The sequence below is a fragment of the Bifidobacterium aemilianum genome, from assembly GCF_003315635.1.
GTDB lineage: Bacteria > Actinomycetota > Actinomycetes > Actinomycetales > Bifidobacteriaceae > Bifidobacterium > Bifidobacterium aemilianum.
This window is the reverse complement of record NZ_PDCG01000003.1, coordinates 122860-138684: the sequence shown is the minus strand read 5'-3', so window position 1 is coordinate 138684 and position 15825 is coordinate 122860. Positions and strand designations below refer to the sequence as shown.

The following is a 15825-nucleotide window of genomic DNA, read 5'->3' as shown; positions in this document are numbered from 1 at the left end:
GCAAACTCCTGAGGGATTTCGGACAGTAGGAGTCCAACCGATGGGTAGGCGGGATAAGTGGGATGGGAAGGACAGACCTGATGGGGCAGTCTGACGGGATTGGGTAGGTATGGGGATAAGCGGGGCGAATCAACCGGATTAGGGGGTGAACGAGGGGGCACAGAGACGAGCGAAAGCGGACCGAGCGGATTGGGAAATGAGTGGGGAGGGGGTGGAAATGATCGAGGAGATCAATGAGGGGGAAGAACGAGACGATGGGGATGAACTGGGGCGGACCAACCAGAAAGGTGAGTAGTGGATGTGAATGAGACGAACTGACGGTATAGGGGACGAGAGGGGGGGGCGGACCAACCGGATTGGAGGATAAGTGAGGGGGATAAGTGAGGGAGGGGATGACGAGGGGAAGGGAATAAAACGGATAGCGGACAGGCCGGATAAGACGAACTGGTGGGATTGGATGGATTGGGGGATGAACGGATATGGGGCAGCCGCCGGCACGGGGTGTGCGGGCGGCTGCGGGGGGACGGAGTGGGTGGTATAGGGCGGATGCGGGGGCTGGACGGGAATCATCCGTCGATTTGGGTGAACTGGCTGTTGTAGAGGGAGGCGTAGAAGCCGCCCTTGGCCAGGAGCTCATCGTGGGTGCCACGTTCAACTACGTCGCCATGGTTGACGACCAGGATCATGTCGGCGTCCTTGATGGTGGAGAGGCGGTGGGCGATCACGAAGGAGGTGCGGCCCACGGTCAGGGCGTCCATGGCCTTTTGAATCAGCTCCTCGGTACGGGTGTCGACCGAGGATGTGGCCTCGTCCAGAATCAGGATCGGAGCGGCCTGAACCATGGCTCGGGCGATGGTCAGGAGCTGCTTCTGCCCCTGGGACAGGGAGGTCTTGTCGTCCAGGACCGTGTCGTAACCCTGGGGCAGGGAGGAGATGAAGTGGTCCAGTCCCACGGCCTTGCAGGCGGCAACCACCTGCTCGTCGGTCACACCCCGCTTGGAGTAGACGACGTTCTCGCGCACGGTGCCGCGGAAGACCCAGGTGTCCTGCAGGACCATGGAGAACTGGTCGTGAACGTTCCAGCGAGGCACTGTTTTGGTATCGACACCGTCAATGGAGATGGAGCCACCGTCAATCTCATAGAAGCGCATGAGCAGGTTGACCAGGGTGGTCTTGCCTGCGCCGGTGGGCCCGACGATGGCCACCTTCTGGCCGGACTTGACCGAGGCCGAGAAGTCGCGGATGACCGGTTTGCCGGGTTCGTACCCGAAGTTGACGTGACTGAAGTCCACATCGCCACGCACACGAGAGCCTTGACCCAGCAGCGCGGGCTTATCGGACTCGTCGGCCATCTCGGGCTCGTCAAGGAACTCGAAGACGCGCTCGGAGGCGGCGGCGCAGCGCTGGAGGTTCTGGAAGGCCTGGGCGAACTGGCTGAGGGGCTGGGTGAAGAGACGGATGTACATCATGAAGGCCACGATCACACCGAACTCGATCTTGCCGTCCATGGCCAGCGCGGCACCAACCACGCAGACGGTGACGAAGCCAAGGTTGCCGACCATGTTCATCAGTGGCATCATCAGGCCGGAGAAGAACTGGCTCTTCCAGCCGGAGACATAGAGGTCGTCGTTGTAGCGTTCAAAGCGGCGGATTGAACCGGCTTCACCGTTGTAGGCCTTGACGACGGTATGGCCGGCGTACATTTCCTCAACATGTCCGTTGACGTTGCCCAAGGCCACCTGTTGCTGGGTGAAGTACTTCTGCGACGCCATCATGACCAAGACCATGATGACCATGCCCAGCAGGGAGATGCCGATGGCGCAGAAGGTGAGGATGACGCTGTTGTAGAACATCATGACCAGGGAGCCGATGAAGAGGGTTATCGAGGTGATCAGCGGCCCAACGGATTGCCCCAGGGTCTGGCCGATGGCGTCCACATCGTTGGTGATCCGGGAAAGCACGTCACCGTAGGAGACCTTGTCGAAGTACTTGAGGGGCAGCTTGTTGATCTTGACACTAATGGCCTGCCGCAGACCTTGGGCGGTCTTCTGGGTGATGGTGGCCAGGAGCAGGCTCTGCACGTACCCGAGCAGGGCGTAGCCCAGGTACAGCCCGATCAGTATCAGGGCCAGGTGGCCGAGGGCGTTCATGTCGATCGAGCGCAGGATCGGCTTGCCATGGACCACCATGGGAAGGCCCTTGGCGATCTCATTGGTCATGTCCTTGAGTCGGTCGGGTGTGATGATCTGGCAGATGGTACCCACGACGCCCAGAATCAGGGCGATGACGACAACGGGAATGTAGCGGCGGCTGAAGTCCACAAGTTGGCTCATGCTGCCACCGAAGTCCTTGGGCTTCTCGACCGGGCCTCTATTTGGTCTTGCCATAGTATGCTTCCTTTCGCGAACCGGTCTCAGTCGGCCAACTCGGCGGCACTCAGCTGCGACTGGGCGATTTCACGGTAAACCTGGCAGCTAGCCAGCAATTCCTGGTGGGTGCCCTGACCGACGACCTTGCCGTCGTCAAGGACCACGATACGGTCGGCATCCATGATGGTGCCGATCCTTTGGGCGACAATCAGTTTGGTGGAGTCCTTGGCGTACTCGGCCAGAGCCTCACGCACCTGCCGGTCGGTCTTGAAGTCGAGGGCGGAGAAGGAATCGTCGAAGATCAGAATCTCGGGCTGCCGGTAGACGGCCCGGGCTATGGACAGTCGCTGCTTCTGCCCACCTGACACATTGGAGCCGGCCTGGGCGATCTCAGCCTGGGCGCCGCCTTCCATGCCGTCGACGAATTCGCTGGCTTGGGCGACGCCTATGGACTCAACCACCTTCTGCCGCTGTTGGTCGGTCAGATGACGGCTGGCATCGGCGGCCAGCATGGCGGCCTCGGCCTTGCGACCTGCCGCAGTGGAGGTGTCGGCCATGGCCACATCCGCGTTATCCCCCGGCTGGTCACCGTAGGAGACGTTGGATTCCACGGTTCCCTTGAAGAGGAAGGACTGCTGGGGAACGTAGCCGATCTTGTCGCGCAGGGCCTTCAGGTCATACTTGCGCACGTCCACGCCGTCGACCAGAACCTGGCCCTGGGACACATCGTAGAAGCGTGGCACCAGGTTGATCAGGGAGGACTTGCCGGAGCCGGTAGAGCCGATGAAGGCCACGGTCTGGCCATGGTCGGCCTTGAAATCGACTCCCTCCAGCATGGGTTCGCGGGAATCGGGGTAGGCGAAGGAGACGTTTCTGAACTCCACCTGGCCGCTGGGCAGGGAGCCGGTACCGGACTGGGCTGCGGCTTCGGCCTGGGCCAGCTCCGGCCCGCTGAGTTCGCCGTTCTTGACGATGGGCTCGGTGTCCAGAACCTCCAGGACGCGCTGGGCGGAGACGTCCGCACGGGGCAGGAGGACGAAGACCATACTCATCATCAGGAAGCTCATGATCACCTGCATGGCGTAGTTGGAGAAGACGATCATGTTGGAGAAGAGGGTCAGCTTGTCGGCGGCATCGGCTGCGTTGATCAGATACGCGCCGATCCAGTAGACAGCCAGCATGAGGCCGTTCATGATGGTGGTCATCAGCGGCATCATGATCGACATGGTACGGGTGGTGAAGAGCTGGGTGTCGGTCAGTTCCTTGTTGGCCTTGGTGAACTTGGCCTCCTGGTAGTCCTCGGCGTTGTAGGCGCGGACCACCCGCAGGCCGGTCAGGTTCTCGCGGGCCACCTGGTTGATGTTGTCGGTCAGGCGCTGCATGGAGCGGAACTTGGGCATGACCAGCATCATGATGATGCCGACGCCGACCAGCAGTATGACCACGCCAACGCCGGTGGCCAGGGTCCAGTCCCAGCCCTTGCCCGCGATCTTGCACACGGCCCAGACCGCCATGATTGGGGATTTGACCAAGAGCAGGAGGCCCATGGTGATGAACATCTGAATCTGGGTGATGTCGTTGGTGGAACGGGTGATGAGGCTGGCTGTGGAGAAGCGGTTCATTTCCGCCAGCCCGAAGGACTCGACCTTGCGGAACTCCAGGGAGCGCAGACGCTGACTCAACGAGGCTCCCACCCGGGCGGTCACATAGCTGGTGGCCACGGCGCAGAGGGCCGAGCCTATGGAGATGGCCAGCATCTTGCCTCCCGAGATCCAGACGTCAGCCATGGTGCCGCCCGGTGTCTCGACATGCTGGGTGATCTCTGACATGTAGTCAGGAAGCTTCAAATCAAACCAAATCTGACCCACCACAAAGATGAGACCTACCAGCAACTGTCCTAGCTCCGCTTTGGAGAGGTATTTGCAGATGCGGACCATCGGCCCTTCTTTCCTATGCTTCTTGACCGCCATTAATTTCTTACGGTGTTAGATATTATGCCCTTCAGGGAAAGGACTCGCCCAATAACACGCGGTTCGGGTTCTTTATGCCGAGAGCGGAAGTTCCGCTCGGCCAAAATCGCCTCAGCAGAGGGGAAACATGCCATCAGACGGATGCTCGGCCTCTTGCCTGGCCTGGGCGAAAGCCTCGGCAACTTCCTTATCGGTGGGCAACGGCTCCCCCGGGCGAGCTACCGACATATAGGTCACGAACTCATCCAGCAAGTCCAAAAAGTCATGGGACCGCCGACGCCCCATTTGAGCGAAGACCCACCGCATGGAGCCACTGACGACCTCCATGTCCTTCTCGGCACGCTCACGACCAGATTCGGTCAGTGAGACCAGAATGTTGCGCCGGTCCTCCGGATCAATGTCCCGCGTAATATAGCCCTTCTTCTCCAAGGACGAGAGAATGGCGGAAACCCGGCCGGAACTGGCCTTGAGCGCAAGGGCCAGCTGGGAGGGATTGGAGACACCGGCCCGCGACAGATAGGCCATGGCCAAATGCTCACCCCTACTGGCCTTGGACACATGATCCAGCATGAGACGTTTGCCACTCATAATGGCCGTCAACCGATTGAGTGATTCCTGCTCGAACCCCATGAAGGACCTTCCACGCTAGTACTACCCACTACGCAATATCTTACACCGTAAGTATTTAAGGGGGCAACAGACATCGAAGCTCCAAAATCACACCTAGGCGTGGGGTTTCACCAAGCCTCCCTGACTGGCCTTACGGTTGCCCAGAAGGCAGTACCCGCCGAAGAGTACCAGCCAGAGCAGGCCGGCGATGGCCGAACCGCGCGTGTCAGGAGCCAGGAACAGGGTGAGGTAGATAAACACGAAGAAGACGATGGCCACGGAACCCGTGAATTTGTAGGCTGGCAGGACAAAGCCATCGGCGTTGAAATCGTCGGACGCCCGGTAACGCCTATGGGCGATCATGACCAAGATATAGATGAAGATCATCACTGCGCTTGATGCCGAGGAGAAGAGCACAAAAGCCGTGGAGACCTGGGGCAGGGCGTTGATGGCCGGGGCCAGCAGAATCAGCAGGGCAGAGACGATGATGGCCCGCGCCGGGATCTTGCGCTCCGAGACCACGCCGAGCTTACCCAAAATCGGCGACTTGGAGACCTCCGCAAGCTGGAAGAGGTGACGGCCGGCCGAATAAAGCAGGGAGTTCAGGGCCGAGGCGGCGGCGGTGATGACCACGAAGAAGACGAGTCCCGAAGCCCAGTTCAGCCCCGCATACTGGAAGACCATGATGAAGGGCGAGGTGAATGAACCGTCCTTATTGGGTTTGAAGGACTGCCAGGGCACAATCAGCATGATGGCCAGCAAAGCGCCCACGTAGAAGATGAGGACACGGACGATGATCTCGTTGATGGCCTTGGGCAGGACATCGCGGGGATTTTGCGTCTCCGAGACGGTGACGCCCACGAACTCAATCATCTCGTAGGCGAAAAAGACCATCTGGAAGCTCATCAGAAAGGACATCCACCCGTTGGGAGCCAGGGAGAATCCGTTGAGAATATTGGAAAAGCCGGCATGACCCGCAGGCGAAGGAGCATCCACACCATGAATCTGCACAGCCGGGTAGTGGTAGCCGACCGCCACCATGACCAGAGCCGTGACGATCATGGCCACAATCAGGGTGATCTTGATCATGGAAAACCAGAATTCGGCCTCTCCGAAGGCCTTGACCGCTATGAGGTTGATCAGGACCAGAACCGCCAGGAAGCAGAGCTCTATGAGCCACTTCCAAGAGCTGACATCTATGCCGAAGGTATCGAAGAAGGTGACGCAGTAAGTGCCCACGGCCGTAATCTCCGTCAGGCCGATCAGGATGAGGACAATCCAATAGGACCAGCCGGCGAAATGCCCCCAGCCACCGCCCAGATAACGGGCCACGAAGTTGATGAAGGTATGCTGGCTGGGATCGTGGTACATGAGCTCACCGATAGCCCGCATGAGAATGAACATGATGAGGCCGACGGCTATGTAAACCAGAACGATGGACGGGCCGGTCAGGCCAATGGACTTACCGGAGCCCAGGAAGAGCCCGGTGCCAATGGTGCCGCCGATGGCGATGAACTGGACATGGCGTTTGCTCAGCCCACGGTCCAGGTCGTTGCTCTGATCCAGGGATTCGACCGATTCAAGATTGACGCCATCGCCATCCGGCAGGGCACTGCCAGAGCTTGTGGAAGGCCCGGCCGCAGCAGCAGCACCAGTCCCGGCCCCAGCAGCGGCGGTCTGCCGGCCGCTCCCCTGGTCCGTGTTTCCGGTCGTCCTGCCACCGTTCATGCGATTGCCGGTCGTCACTACATCACCTTCCAATCTTTGCCACCCCGCAGCTGCGGTCCCCACTTGCCTCCAGCCACGGCTCATATGTTGCGAACTCCAAGACTACCCTTCCCGCATTCCAGGCCTCTGGGCCAATCCCACTATAGGGACAACGCCTCGACGGACGCCGGCCCACCTGTCAGTCGGTAGGCCCAGCCAGCACACCTGAACCGTTAGGATGGAACAAGCCGAACCGAAATCATATGAATCATATGGAATGGATGGGCGGCACCCAACGAGAAGGACAGACCATGGGAACCAGGGAAACGACCCCACAGAAGACGGAAGACAGCGAGCGCCGGCAAGCCATTGGCAAACACGACGCCAGCTGGCAGGCCGCTTCCGCCCCGGCACCCACGGCTCACCACACGGACGACGTACCGGTACCAGCCACCCTCCGCAGATCCTTGAAAAACCGCCATATACAGTTGATCGCCCTGGGCGGGGCCATCGGTACGGGGCTCTTCTACGGCTCAAGCGAATCCATCGCCTTGGCCGGCCCCAGCATCCTCCTGGCCTACCTGATTGGGGGCCTGGTCATCTTCATGGTGGTGCGTGCCCTGAGCGAGATGAGCGTGGAGGACCCGCAGGCCGGTGCCTTCAGCTACTATGCCAGCCGCTACTGGTCCAAGAGGGCGGGCTTCGTCTCCGGCTGGAACTACTGGTTCAACTACGTGCTGGTCTCCATGGTGGAGCTCGCCGTGGTCGGCTCCTTTGTCAACTACTGGTTCCCGGCCATTCCCACCTGGGTGTCGGCTGCCGTGTTCCTGGTGGCCATCACCTGCGCCAACCTCTTGGGGGTCAGCAAGTTCGGTGAGTTCGAGTTCTGGTTCGCCATCATCAAAATCGTTGCCGTGATTGCCATGATCATTGGCGGGCTGGCCGTCATCCTGCTCAATCTGCCCACGGCCTCCGGCATACGGCCCTCCTTTGCCAACTGGTTCACCATTGACGGCGGCTTCATGCCCAAGGGTCTGCTCAGCCGGGGTGCGGACGGCCAGTGGACCGGTCTGCTGATGGCCCTGTGCGTGGTCATGTTCAGCTTCGGAGGCACGGAGCTGATCGGCATCACCGCCGGGGAGACGGCCTCGCCGCGCACCACGATTCCAAAGGCCACCAACAGCGTCATCTGGAGAATCCTGGTCTTCTACATCGGCGCCCTGGGTGTCATCATGGCCGTGGTCCCTTGGAACACCATTGACGGCAAGACCAGCCCCTTTGTGCAGATCTTCGATTCGGTGGGGGTCCATGCCGCCGCCGGCATTCTCAACTTCGTCTGCCTGACCGCCGTTATGAGCGTCTACAACTCCGGCCTCTACGCCAACTCACGCATGCTGTACTCCCTGGCCCAGCAGGGGAACGCACCGACCTACCTGGGCAAGCTCAACCGGCGTGGCGTTCCGGTGGCGGGTGTGCTGACCTCGGCCGTCATCACTTCCCTGGCCGTCGTGGTGGTGTTCCTGTGGCCTGAGTTCGCCTTCACCTATCTGATGAGCATCACTACCATTGCCGCCTTCATCAATTGGGGCATGGTGATGATCACCCAGATGCATTTCCGTAAGTCCGTGGCCCAGGGGCATGGGCCGGAAGCCTTCAAGGGACTCACCGGCCAGGCCGCCCTTGACCGCATTCAGTTCAAGCTGCCCTTCGCGCGGATCACACCCTGGCTGGTGCTGACCTTCATGGTCCTGGTGGCCGTCCTCATGGCATTCTCTCCCAGCTACCGCGTGGCACTGGTCATCGGACCCATCTGGGTGGCCCTGCTCCTGATCATCTACCAGCTGACCGAGGGGCGAAGGCACTAGCGAACCCGGCGATCCTAGGTAGCATTACATCAGGGAGCGGCCACACAGAAACTAGTCCGAATTGGTCCCCTCCCCCCCCCTCCCCACTCCTGCGCATAAGGAGTGGGGAGGGGAAATTACCAGACGATGGAGCCGAAGCTAGGGGAGGTTGCGGCCCCGACCCTTTTTACGGTCATCTGTGCTTGGTTCAGCGACCGCTGCCATGCCAACTCAAGGCTTTGGGCAGCGCGATAGCCAGTGATGCCAGCAGGAACAGACAGGCCAGCAGAACAAGCGGAAGCACCGTAGCCCCCGTTGCAGAGAGGGAACCGGTCTGGCCTACCCCACCCTGCCGCCTTGCTTGGTTTTCACCATTCCCAGCGCCAACTCCCTGGGGGGCTTTGGCAAGATTTTTGGAGCTCGGATCAGGCCGGCGGTTCGCCCCCGGATCATGCCCAGGAGTCTGGCCCGGCGCAGGAATCGGGGACGGAACGGGGATGATGCCGTGGCCCGGATCAGGTCCGGGGACAGGGGCTGGTAAGCCGCCTTGGTCACCCCCGGTCGGATCTGTGTCCAAGGCTTGGACCAGAACCTTGTCCGACCGCAATTCCAGCGTCTTCGCAGGAATCTTCTGTTCCCTGGTCAAGACCCCCGTAGCCGCCTGAGCGTTCTGCAGAACCCCAGTAGTTGAAGCACCGATGACGCGGGAATTGACCCGATGCCCTACATCAGCTGCGGTCAGCCGGTATCCCTGGCCCTGAGCACCAGCGATCAATTTGTCGTCACGGTACCACCGGACCCTTTCCACCGCCCAGCCAGCATTGAAGTGGGCGCCTAGCTCTTCCCCTACCATGGCACGGCCATCTGCCTCCGCCTGCCCCTTACATAGGGACAGATCGGGGATTGTCTCGGCGGGCAGTCCCTCATAAGTTACCGGTACTGGTTGAATCAGCGGCACCTGCCCTGCATCGACTTCTGCCTGGCTGGGCTCGCTATAGGTCATCCGGGCGATGCGTATCTCACGCTTGTTGCCGGTCCGCAGCTGGCTTCCGGTGCTTTCGTCCTTATAACGGGGGCGCATCTGGTCGTCCAGGAAGCAGTGGTAGACCATGTACCAATCATCAGTTCCTGGTACTTGCAGTATGGAATGATGGGCGGTCCCCAGGATTCCCTTGGCCTCATCCTTATTCGGAATCTCGCCCCGGTAGGTCCATTGCGACCCATCCCCCTTCATACTGGGAGCCGTCGCATAGGCCACCCGATAGTCGGGGCTATTGGTGTAATCAATTGAATAGCTGTAGTAGTAGGTCCACTTACCCTTCCACTGCCGGGCAGTCAGGTACGATCCCTCACGGATGTTCTGGGTAGCGCTGGTGGTCACGGTTGTCCCGGTTTTGATCGATGTCATATCGTCATTGAATTGCGCGTATTTGCCCGTTCCCTGCCCCCAGGCCATATACCAGATGCCGGTCGCTGGATCCTGAAAAGTGGCTGGGTCGATGTTATCAGCCACGACACCGTCATGGTTGTTACCGGCATCAGCCTTGATGGTGTAGGGGCCAGTGACCTTGTCCGCCACGGCCACGTTGGTTTGATTGGTCCCGTTTATGCCCTCATTCCCGGAGAAGTACAGATAGTACTTGCCATCTTTGGCGGCGAAGGCCGGGGCCCAAGCCGTGGATGTGCGTCGGGGCAGCGGACTGGTGTCACCGGTGCCATCGAGCTTCTGATCCCGGAGATCGACTACCACGCCCTTGTCCTTCCAATTGACCAGATCATCGGATTCAAAGCAGCGGATCTGCCAACCCCTCCACCCTGAATAACCATCTGTGGTCGGGAAGATGTAGTACTTGCCATTCACTGCCACCGCCTGGGGGTCGGCAAAAAACTTCATACCTGTGGCACCAGTGCCATCCTTCGAGCCGGCAGCTCTGATGGGGGTAGTCAGCACGACGGCGGAAACCGTATAGACCTGTTCGGAGGCAGAGGCCACCACCTTCACCTTGAAGGGCTTGGTCAGGTCCTGCCGGACAGGAATTGGGCTGCCGTCGGCCATAGTCAAACTGGCGCCTGCGGGAGCTGTGAAGTTCAATGCCAGCTTGGATTTGTCGGTGCGAGACCCATCCGTGCCGCCTTGCGGGGTCCAGTAGTCCAAAACCAAATCCAGCCGCTTGTCGCCGTCCTCACCTTGACTGATTTTCTGAGAGAGAATTTGCCTGCCAGGCATAGTCTGAGCAATCAACAGGCTGGTGGGATCGGCTGTCCGCCCCCGGTCCACCTCCTGCTCGGACAGGGCCCTGTTCCAGATGGAGATATTGTCAAAGGCGCCTTGGAAGTATGGATCATTGTAGAAGGATTTACCCAGGTAGGCCAGGAGGTTGGTTCCCAGATTGGTGACCCGGTTGGCCATGGAATCGTTCTCGGCCACCTTGGTCCCGTCAACATACAAGCACATGGTGGCGCCATCAAGAACTATGGTCATCCTCCGCCAATCTCCTCCGGTTAGCACAGCATCGGCCGTCTCTTCCGATTGCCAGGAGCTGGTACTCATATGGCTGCCTAACTCCCCATTGTCGCGGTAACGCATGAAGTAATAGCGGGTGGAATCCTGTCCGAAAGCGAAGGTGAAGAGATTGCCGGATTTCTGGCTGGTCACATCCATTTCCACAGTCAACTTGTCCCGACGGTCGAACAGACCCCTGGGGAATGCGGCGTATTGCCCACCACCGTCCAGCTGCAGGACCTTGCCGGGTCCACGATCCGAAGCCTTGATGGTTGGGCTGCCCACCAGGGTCAGGTCATGTCCCTGGCCGGTGGTGTCCTTGCCTGGGGTGGCCGCATCCTCGAAATCATAGGTGGCTATGGGCCCGCTCCCAACCGGGTCGGGGGCTACCGGACTGCTGATGTCATAGGCATCCAGCACAGCTGTTTCCTCAGCCTTGGTCAAGTGCATGACAGTACCATGGCGAAAGCGTTGACTGAATGTGGATCCAACGGGAGCGAAAGCTCCACCGGTCTTGAGGCTGGCGAGATGGTCGATCCCATAGGCCTGATAGCCCGAATGGTCGGCCATGGCGATCCATGATCCGTCAGGGGCTTGGTAAAGAGTCAGTCCCTCGTTGCCATTGGTGCCGAAAAGACCCGATGCCGTGGTGGTTATGACCCGGTCACCTGTGATGACGGACCTGCCTTGGCTGACTGCGGCATCACGCTCCACCAGCCGTGTCCAGTTGGCCGCTTCCAGATTAGGGACGGTGTCGACCACCGTATACCAGTCCGAGGTCGAGAAGCGATAATAGTCGCCATCTTCCCCCTTGACGATGCTGGTGTCAATGATGTTCTCCCCAGCTACCGCGCTCTGATCAATCCATAGGATCGGATTGGTGAAGGACTCGAAATCCTGTGTATGGGCCTTGTACACCTTGAGATTGGTGGTGGCGTTGGTCATACCTGTCGATAGGTCACGGCTGGACCAGTAAACCAGGTAATCATTGGTCTCCTCGTCCCAGATGGCCTCAGGCGCCCAAGCGTTGCCAACACTTGTCCCCAGACCGGTGGAGACCAGTTTGGGACTGGTCCAGTCGACCAGGTTCTTGGATTTGGCGACGACCAGGTCCTTGCTGGCCGTTATCTGGTCCCAGCTGCCGCCCGGAGCGCTGCCCTCGGCGTGAAGGTCCGTACCCAGCATGAGGTATTTGTTGCCTTGGGCATCTGGGCTCTTCAAGCGCAGCAGATGGGGGTCACGAAGCCCCATGGTGCCAACCTGGGAGGCCAAGATGGGCTGACTGTCATTGAGCTTTTTCCAGCTCAGGCCGTCCTCGCTGTACCCGTAATACACCTGCTCGTAATCGCTGGCACTGAAATGGAGCCATAAATACCCGGGATCCGTCTCGGATCTGGCTCCAAGCGTCCGTTCATGAGACCAGACAGCCTGCCTCGACTCATCTGGGGGCCCTAGGGGTGTGGCCACGGCCGGCACACCCATGGCCAGCATGGGCAGGGCTAGCGCCATGGCTATGAATTCCCCCTGCAATCGCATCCTTGCATCCTTTCACCACATCACCTCCCCCATGGAGGCAATGTGCAAGATCAGTTACCCCGCTCCAATGGGTGGGTTCCCTCTCAACTCTCAGCCCTGCCTGGTGGCTCTGTGCCGCTGTCATGGTCAACGGCGACCAACAAGAGACGTTTGCGGCCCATGGGCAGGACCTAGCGCATGGCTCCAACTACTATGTGCGGAGCCATACTGCTCTTATCTTCGCATTCCAGAGCCGCTGGGGAAGTCTCTGACGGTAACAATTCAATAACAAAATCGCTTCGACCGTCAGTGGGGGAGGTTCACTTGAGGGGGTGGGTTGCCGGTCCCAGGAGGCGGGATCGCACGCATGCAGGCGGTCTGTTTACACCTTATACGCCAAGGGCCGCCGTCACGCTGACTCCGGTTGGGAGTGAGCGGCGACGGCGGCCCTTGGGTGTGGTGCAGACCTTAGGCGCTGGGCTTACTGAACCTGGGCGCGGGCGATCTTGCCGGTGAAGGACTGGTTCTCGTCGGCATCGGCGGCCTGGCCCTTGTTCCAGGAGAACATGGCGCGGAGCTTGGGGCCGACCTCCTCGATCTGGACGTGGCTGTACTCCTCTTGGAGCTCCTTGAACTTGGGGGCTCCGGCAGCCTGGTCATCCATGAACTCCTTGGCGAAGGAGCCGTCCTGAATGCGGCCGAGCTGGTAGCGCATGCGGTCCTTGGTGGAGTCGTCGACGACCTTGGAGATGAAGTCTCCGTACTGGGCCGTGTCGGAGCAGGACCAACGGGCCTTGTTGAGGCCACCCTCGTTCATCAGATCGACCAGGAGCTTGAGCTCGTGGCAGACCTCGAAGTAGGCGATCTCCGGCTGGTAGCCAGCCTCGACCAGCACCTCGAAGCCGGTCTCGACCAGATGGTTGACGCCACCCATGAGCACATCCTGCTCACCGAAGAGATCGGTCTCGGTCTCTTCCTTGAAGGTGGTCTTGATGGCGCCTGCGCGCAGGCCACCCAGGGCCTTGGCGTAGGCCAGGGCGATGGCCCAGCCGTCACCACGGGGGTCCTGCTCGACGGCGACGACCACGGGGACGCCACGGCCGGCGGCATACTCACGGCGGACGATGTGGCCGGGGCCCTTGGGGGCGACCATGAAGACGGGGTGGTCGGCGGAGGGCTTGATGTAGCCGTAGTGGATGTTGAAGCCGTGGGCGAAGGCCAGGGCGGCCCCCTCCTTCATGTTGGGCTCGATGTCGTTCTTGAAGATCTGGGCCTGGTACTGGTCAGGAGCCAGAATCATGATGACATCGGCCTCCTTGGCAGCATCGGCCACGGACTTGACCTCCAGGCCCTGCTCCTTGGCGAACTCGACCGACTTGGAGCCCGGACGCAGACCGACGACCACGTCGACACCGGAATCGCGCAGGTTCAGCGCGTGGGCATGGCCCTGGGAGCCGTAGCCGATGATGGCCACCTTCTTGCCCTGAAGGGTTGCGAGATCTCCGTCGTCTTCATACCAGATTTGTGCTGCCATAATACGATGCACTCCTTGCATTTCCATATTCATTGTTTGAGACCAACAACACAGGGGCTCGGCTTGTGCGTGCTTTCATGTCGTCGGTGGTGGCCCGAGGGCCCTTGCAAGAGGATTTTGTCCTAATTGCCCTTCAGCCTAGCGTCCCGGCCGGCGCAAATCCCGGCCTCGTTTCACCAGTTGAACAGCTATTGAGAAAAGTCCTCTCAAAACTTGTGTACTTGTCTGAATTGACTGAATAGTTGATTGCCGGCGCTGATCATTGCTGACCATGCATACCCAGCCAGATGGCTTGTGGTCCTCCCCCTGCACATTCTACTCGGAGAAGTCGGTATCCTTGGTCTCCTTGCAGGTGAGGACCGCCACCAGGCAGCAGATGGACATGGCCGCCAAGTAGAGCCCCACCGATTCGACACCCCACTTGTGGGAAAGCCAGGTGGCGATCGTGGGCACGAAGGCCGCGCCGACGATGGCCGCCAGGTTGTAGCCGATGCCGGAACCCGAATACCGGACGTTGGCCTTGAACAGTTCCGGCAGGAAGGCGCCGATGGGCCCGAAGGCGATGCCCATGAGGGCGAAGCCCAAGCATAGGAAGACGATGACGGCCAGAAAGTCACGCTCGCCGGTCCCCATCAGCAGATAGGGGAAGCCCAGGGCGAAGAGGACCAGGGCGCAGGAGGAGAACACCAGGATCCGCTTGCGGCCGATCCGGTCAGCAAAGAGGCAGGACAGGACGATGAAGGCGGCGAAGACACAGACCCCGACCATGAGCATGAGCAGGTACTCACGGTTGGTGAAGCCCAGGCCGCCGCCACCCTGCTCAACAGGTTTGGTGCCCCAGGCCAGGGACCAGGTGGCCAGGGTGTAGAAGAGGGTGTAGGTGACCGCTACCAGGAAGGTGGCCTGCAAAACCTGGCGCCAGCTGGTCTTGAAGACCTCCTTGAGCGGGGACTTGACCACCTTGTTCTGTTCCTGGGCCAGGCGGAAGACCGGGGTCTCCTCCATATGGACCCTGACGACCAGCCCGACAACCACCAGGACCGCCGACAGGAGGAAGGGCACCCGCCAGCCCCAGGCCAGCATGGCATCGGCATCGTTGAAGGTCTCCAGAAGGAAGTAGGTGCCGTTGGACAGGAAGAAGCCGATGGGAGCACCCAGTTCAGGGAATGACCCATAGAGGGCCCTCTTGTCTTCGGGGGCGTTCTCGGTGGCGACCAGAGCCGCACCCGACCACTCGCCTCCCAGCCCCAGGCCTTGGACGAAGCGGCAGATGACCAGAAGGGCCACCGCCAGCCAGCCCCAGGTCTGGTAGCTGGGCAGGCAGCCAATCAGGAAGGTGGCGATGCCCATGGTGAGCAGGGAGACCACCAGGGTGTTCTTCCGGCCCATCCGGTCTCCGAAATGGCCAAAGACCAGGGAGCCCAGCGGCCGGGCGATGAAGGCGATGGCGAAGGTCAGCAGGGAGCCAATCAGGGCCCCGGTGCCGCTATGCCCGAAGAAGACCTTGGGAAAATAGTTGGCCGCGGCGGTGCCGTAGGCGTAGAAATCATAGAATTCGATGGCGGTACCGACCATGGAGGCGGCGATGACGGTCTTGACCGAATCCCTGACCATGGCCGCGGCCTTACCGGAGGCCGATCCGGCCGAAGCACTCGCCCCGGCCCCCTGACTTTGCTGGCCCTCGGCGGCCGGATTTCCTTGTGCACTCATGCGTTCCCTCTCGATGCGGATGTGGCGGTGGCGGCTGCCTGCTCTTCACCAATCCTTGTGGGAG

At 60.4% G+C, this 15825-nt stretch carries 8 protein-coding genes; 1 reads left to right on the top strand and 7 read right to left on the bottom strand.

Annotation, left to right across the window (positions count from 1 at the left end):
• Positions 1-566: 566 nt before the first annotated feature.
• From CRD60_RS04355 to CRD60_RS04340, 4 genes are all read right to left on the bottom strand, one after another.
• Complete coding sequence (locus tag CRD60_RS04355) at positions 567-2387, bottom strand: ABC transporter ATP-binding protein (protein ID WP_113860078.1); 1821 nt, start codon at positions 2385-2387, stop codon at positions 567-569.
• Between the two features lie 26 nt (positions 2388-2413).
• Positions 2414-4306 (bottom strand): ABC transporter ATP-binding protein, encoded by a 1893-nt coding sequence (locus CRD60_RS04350; protein ID WP_113860077.1) that lies wholly within the window; start codon positions 4304-4306, stop codon positions 2414-2416.
• A 144-nt stretch (positions 4307-4450) separates the two neighbouring features.
• Positions 4451-4927, bottom strand: coding sequence for a MarR family winged helix-turn-helix transcriptional regulator (locus CRD60_RS04345; RefSeq protein WP_330848978.1), 477 nt, complete (start codon positions 4925-4927; stop codon positions 4451-4453).
• A 135-nt stretch (positions 4928-5062) separates the two neighbouring features.
• Positions 5063-6676: an amino acid permease gene (locus CRD60_RS04340; RefSeq protein ID WP_113860075.1), complete on the bottom strand. Its 1614-nt coding sequence runs from the start codon at positions 6674-6676 to the stop codon at positions 5063-5065.
• A 290-nt stretch (positions 6677-6966) separates the two neighbouring features.
• Between CRD60_RS04340 and CRD60_RS04335 the strand changes: the two genes are divergently transcribed.
• Positions 6967-8520 (top strand): amino acid permease, encoded by a 1554-nt coding sequence (locus CRD60_RS04335; protein ID WP_113860218.1) that lies wholly within the window; start codon positions 6967-6969, stop codon positions 8518-8520.
• A gap of 187 nt (positions 8521-8707) precedes the next feature.
• On the opposite strand, the gene CRD60_RS04330 is transcribed toward CRD60_RS04335, so the two are convergent.
• The 3 genes from CRD60_RS04330 to CRD60_RS04320 form a co-directional block, all read right to left on the bottom strand.
• Positions 8708-12538, bottom strand: coding sequence for a family 43 glycosylhydrolase (locus CRD60_RS04330; protein WP_113860074.1), 3831 nt, complete (start codon positions 12536-12538; stop codon positions 8708-8710).
• A gap of 460 nt (positions 12539-12998) precedes the next feature.
• Positions 12999-14072 carry a ketol-acid reductoisomerase gene (gene ilvC / locus CRD60_RS04325; protein WP_113860073.1) on the bottom strand — a complete coding sequence of 358 codons (1074 nt, stop codon included), beginning with the start codon at positions 14070-14072 and terminating at the stop codon, positions 12999-13001.
• Between the two features lie 294 nt (positions 14073-14366).
• On the bottom strand, positions 14367-15665 hold the full coding sequence (locus CRD60_RS04320; protein WP_113860217.1) for an MFS transporter: 1299 nt from the start codon (positions 15663-15665) through the stop codon (positions 14367-14369).
• Positions 15666-15825: the final 160 nt, after the last annotated feature.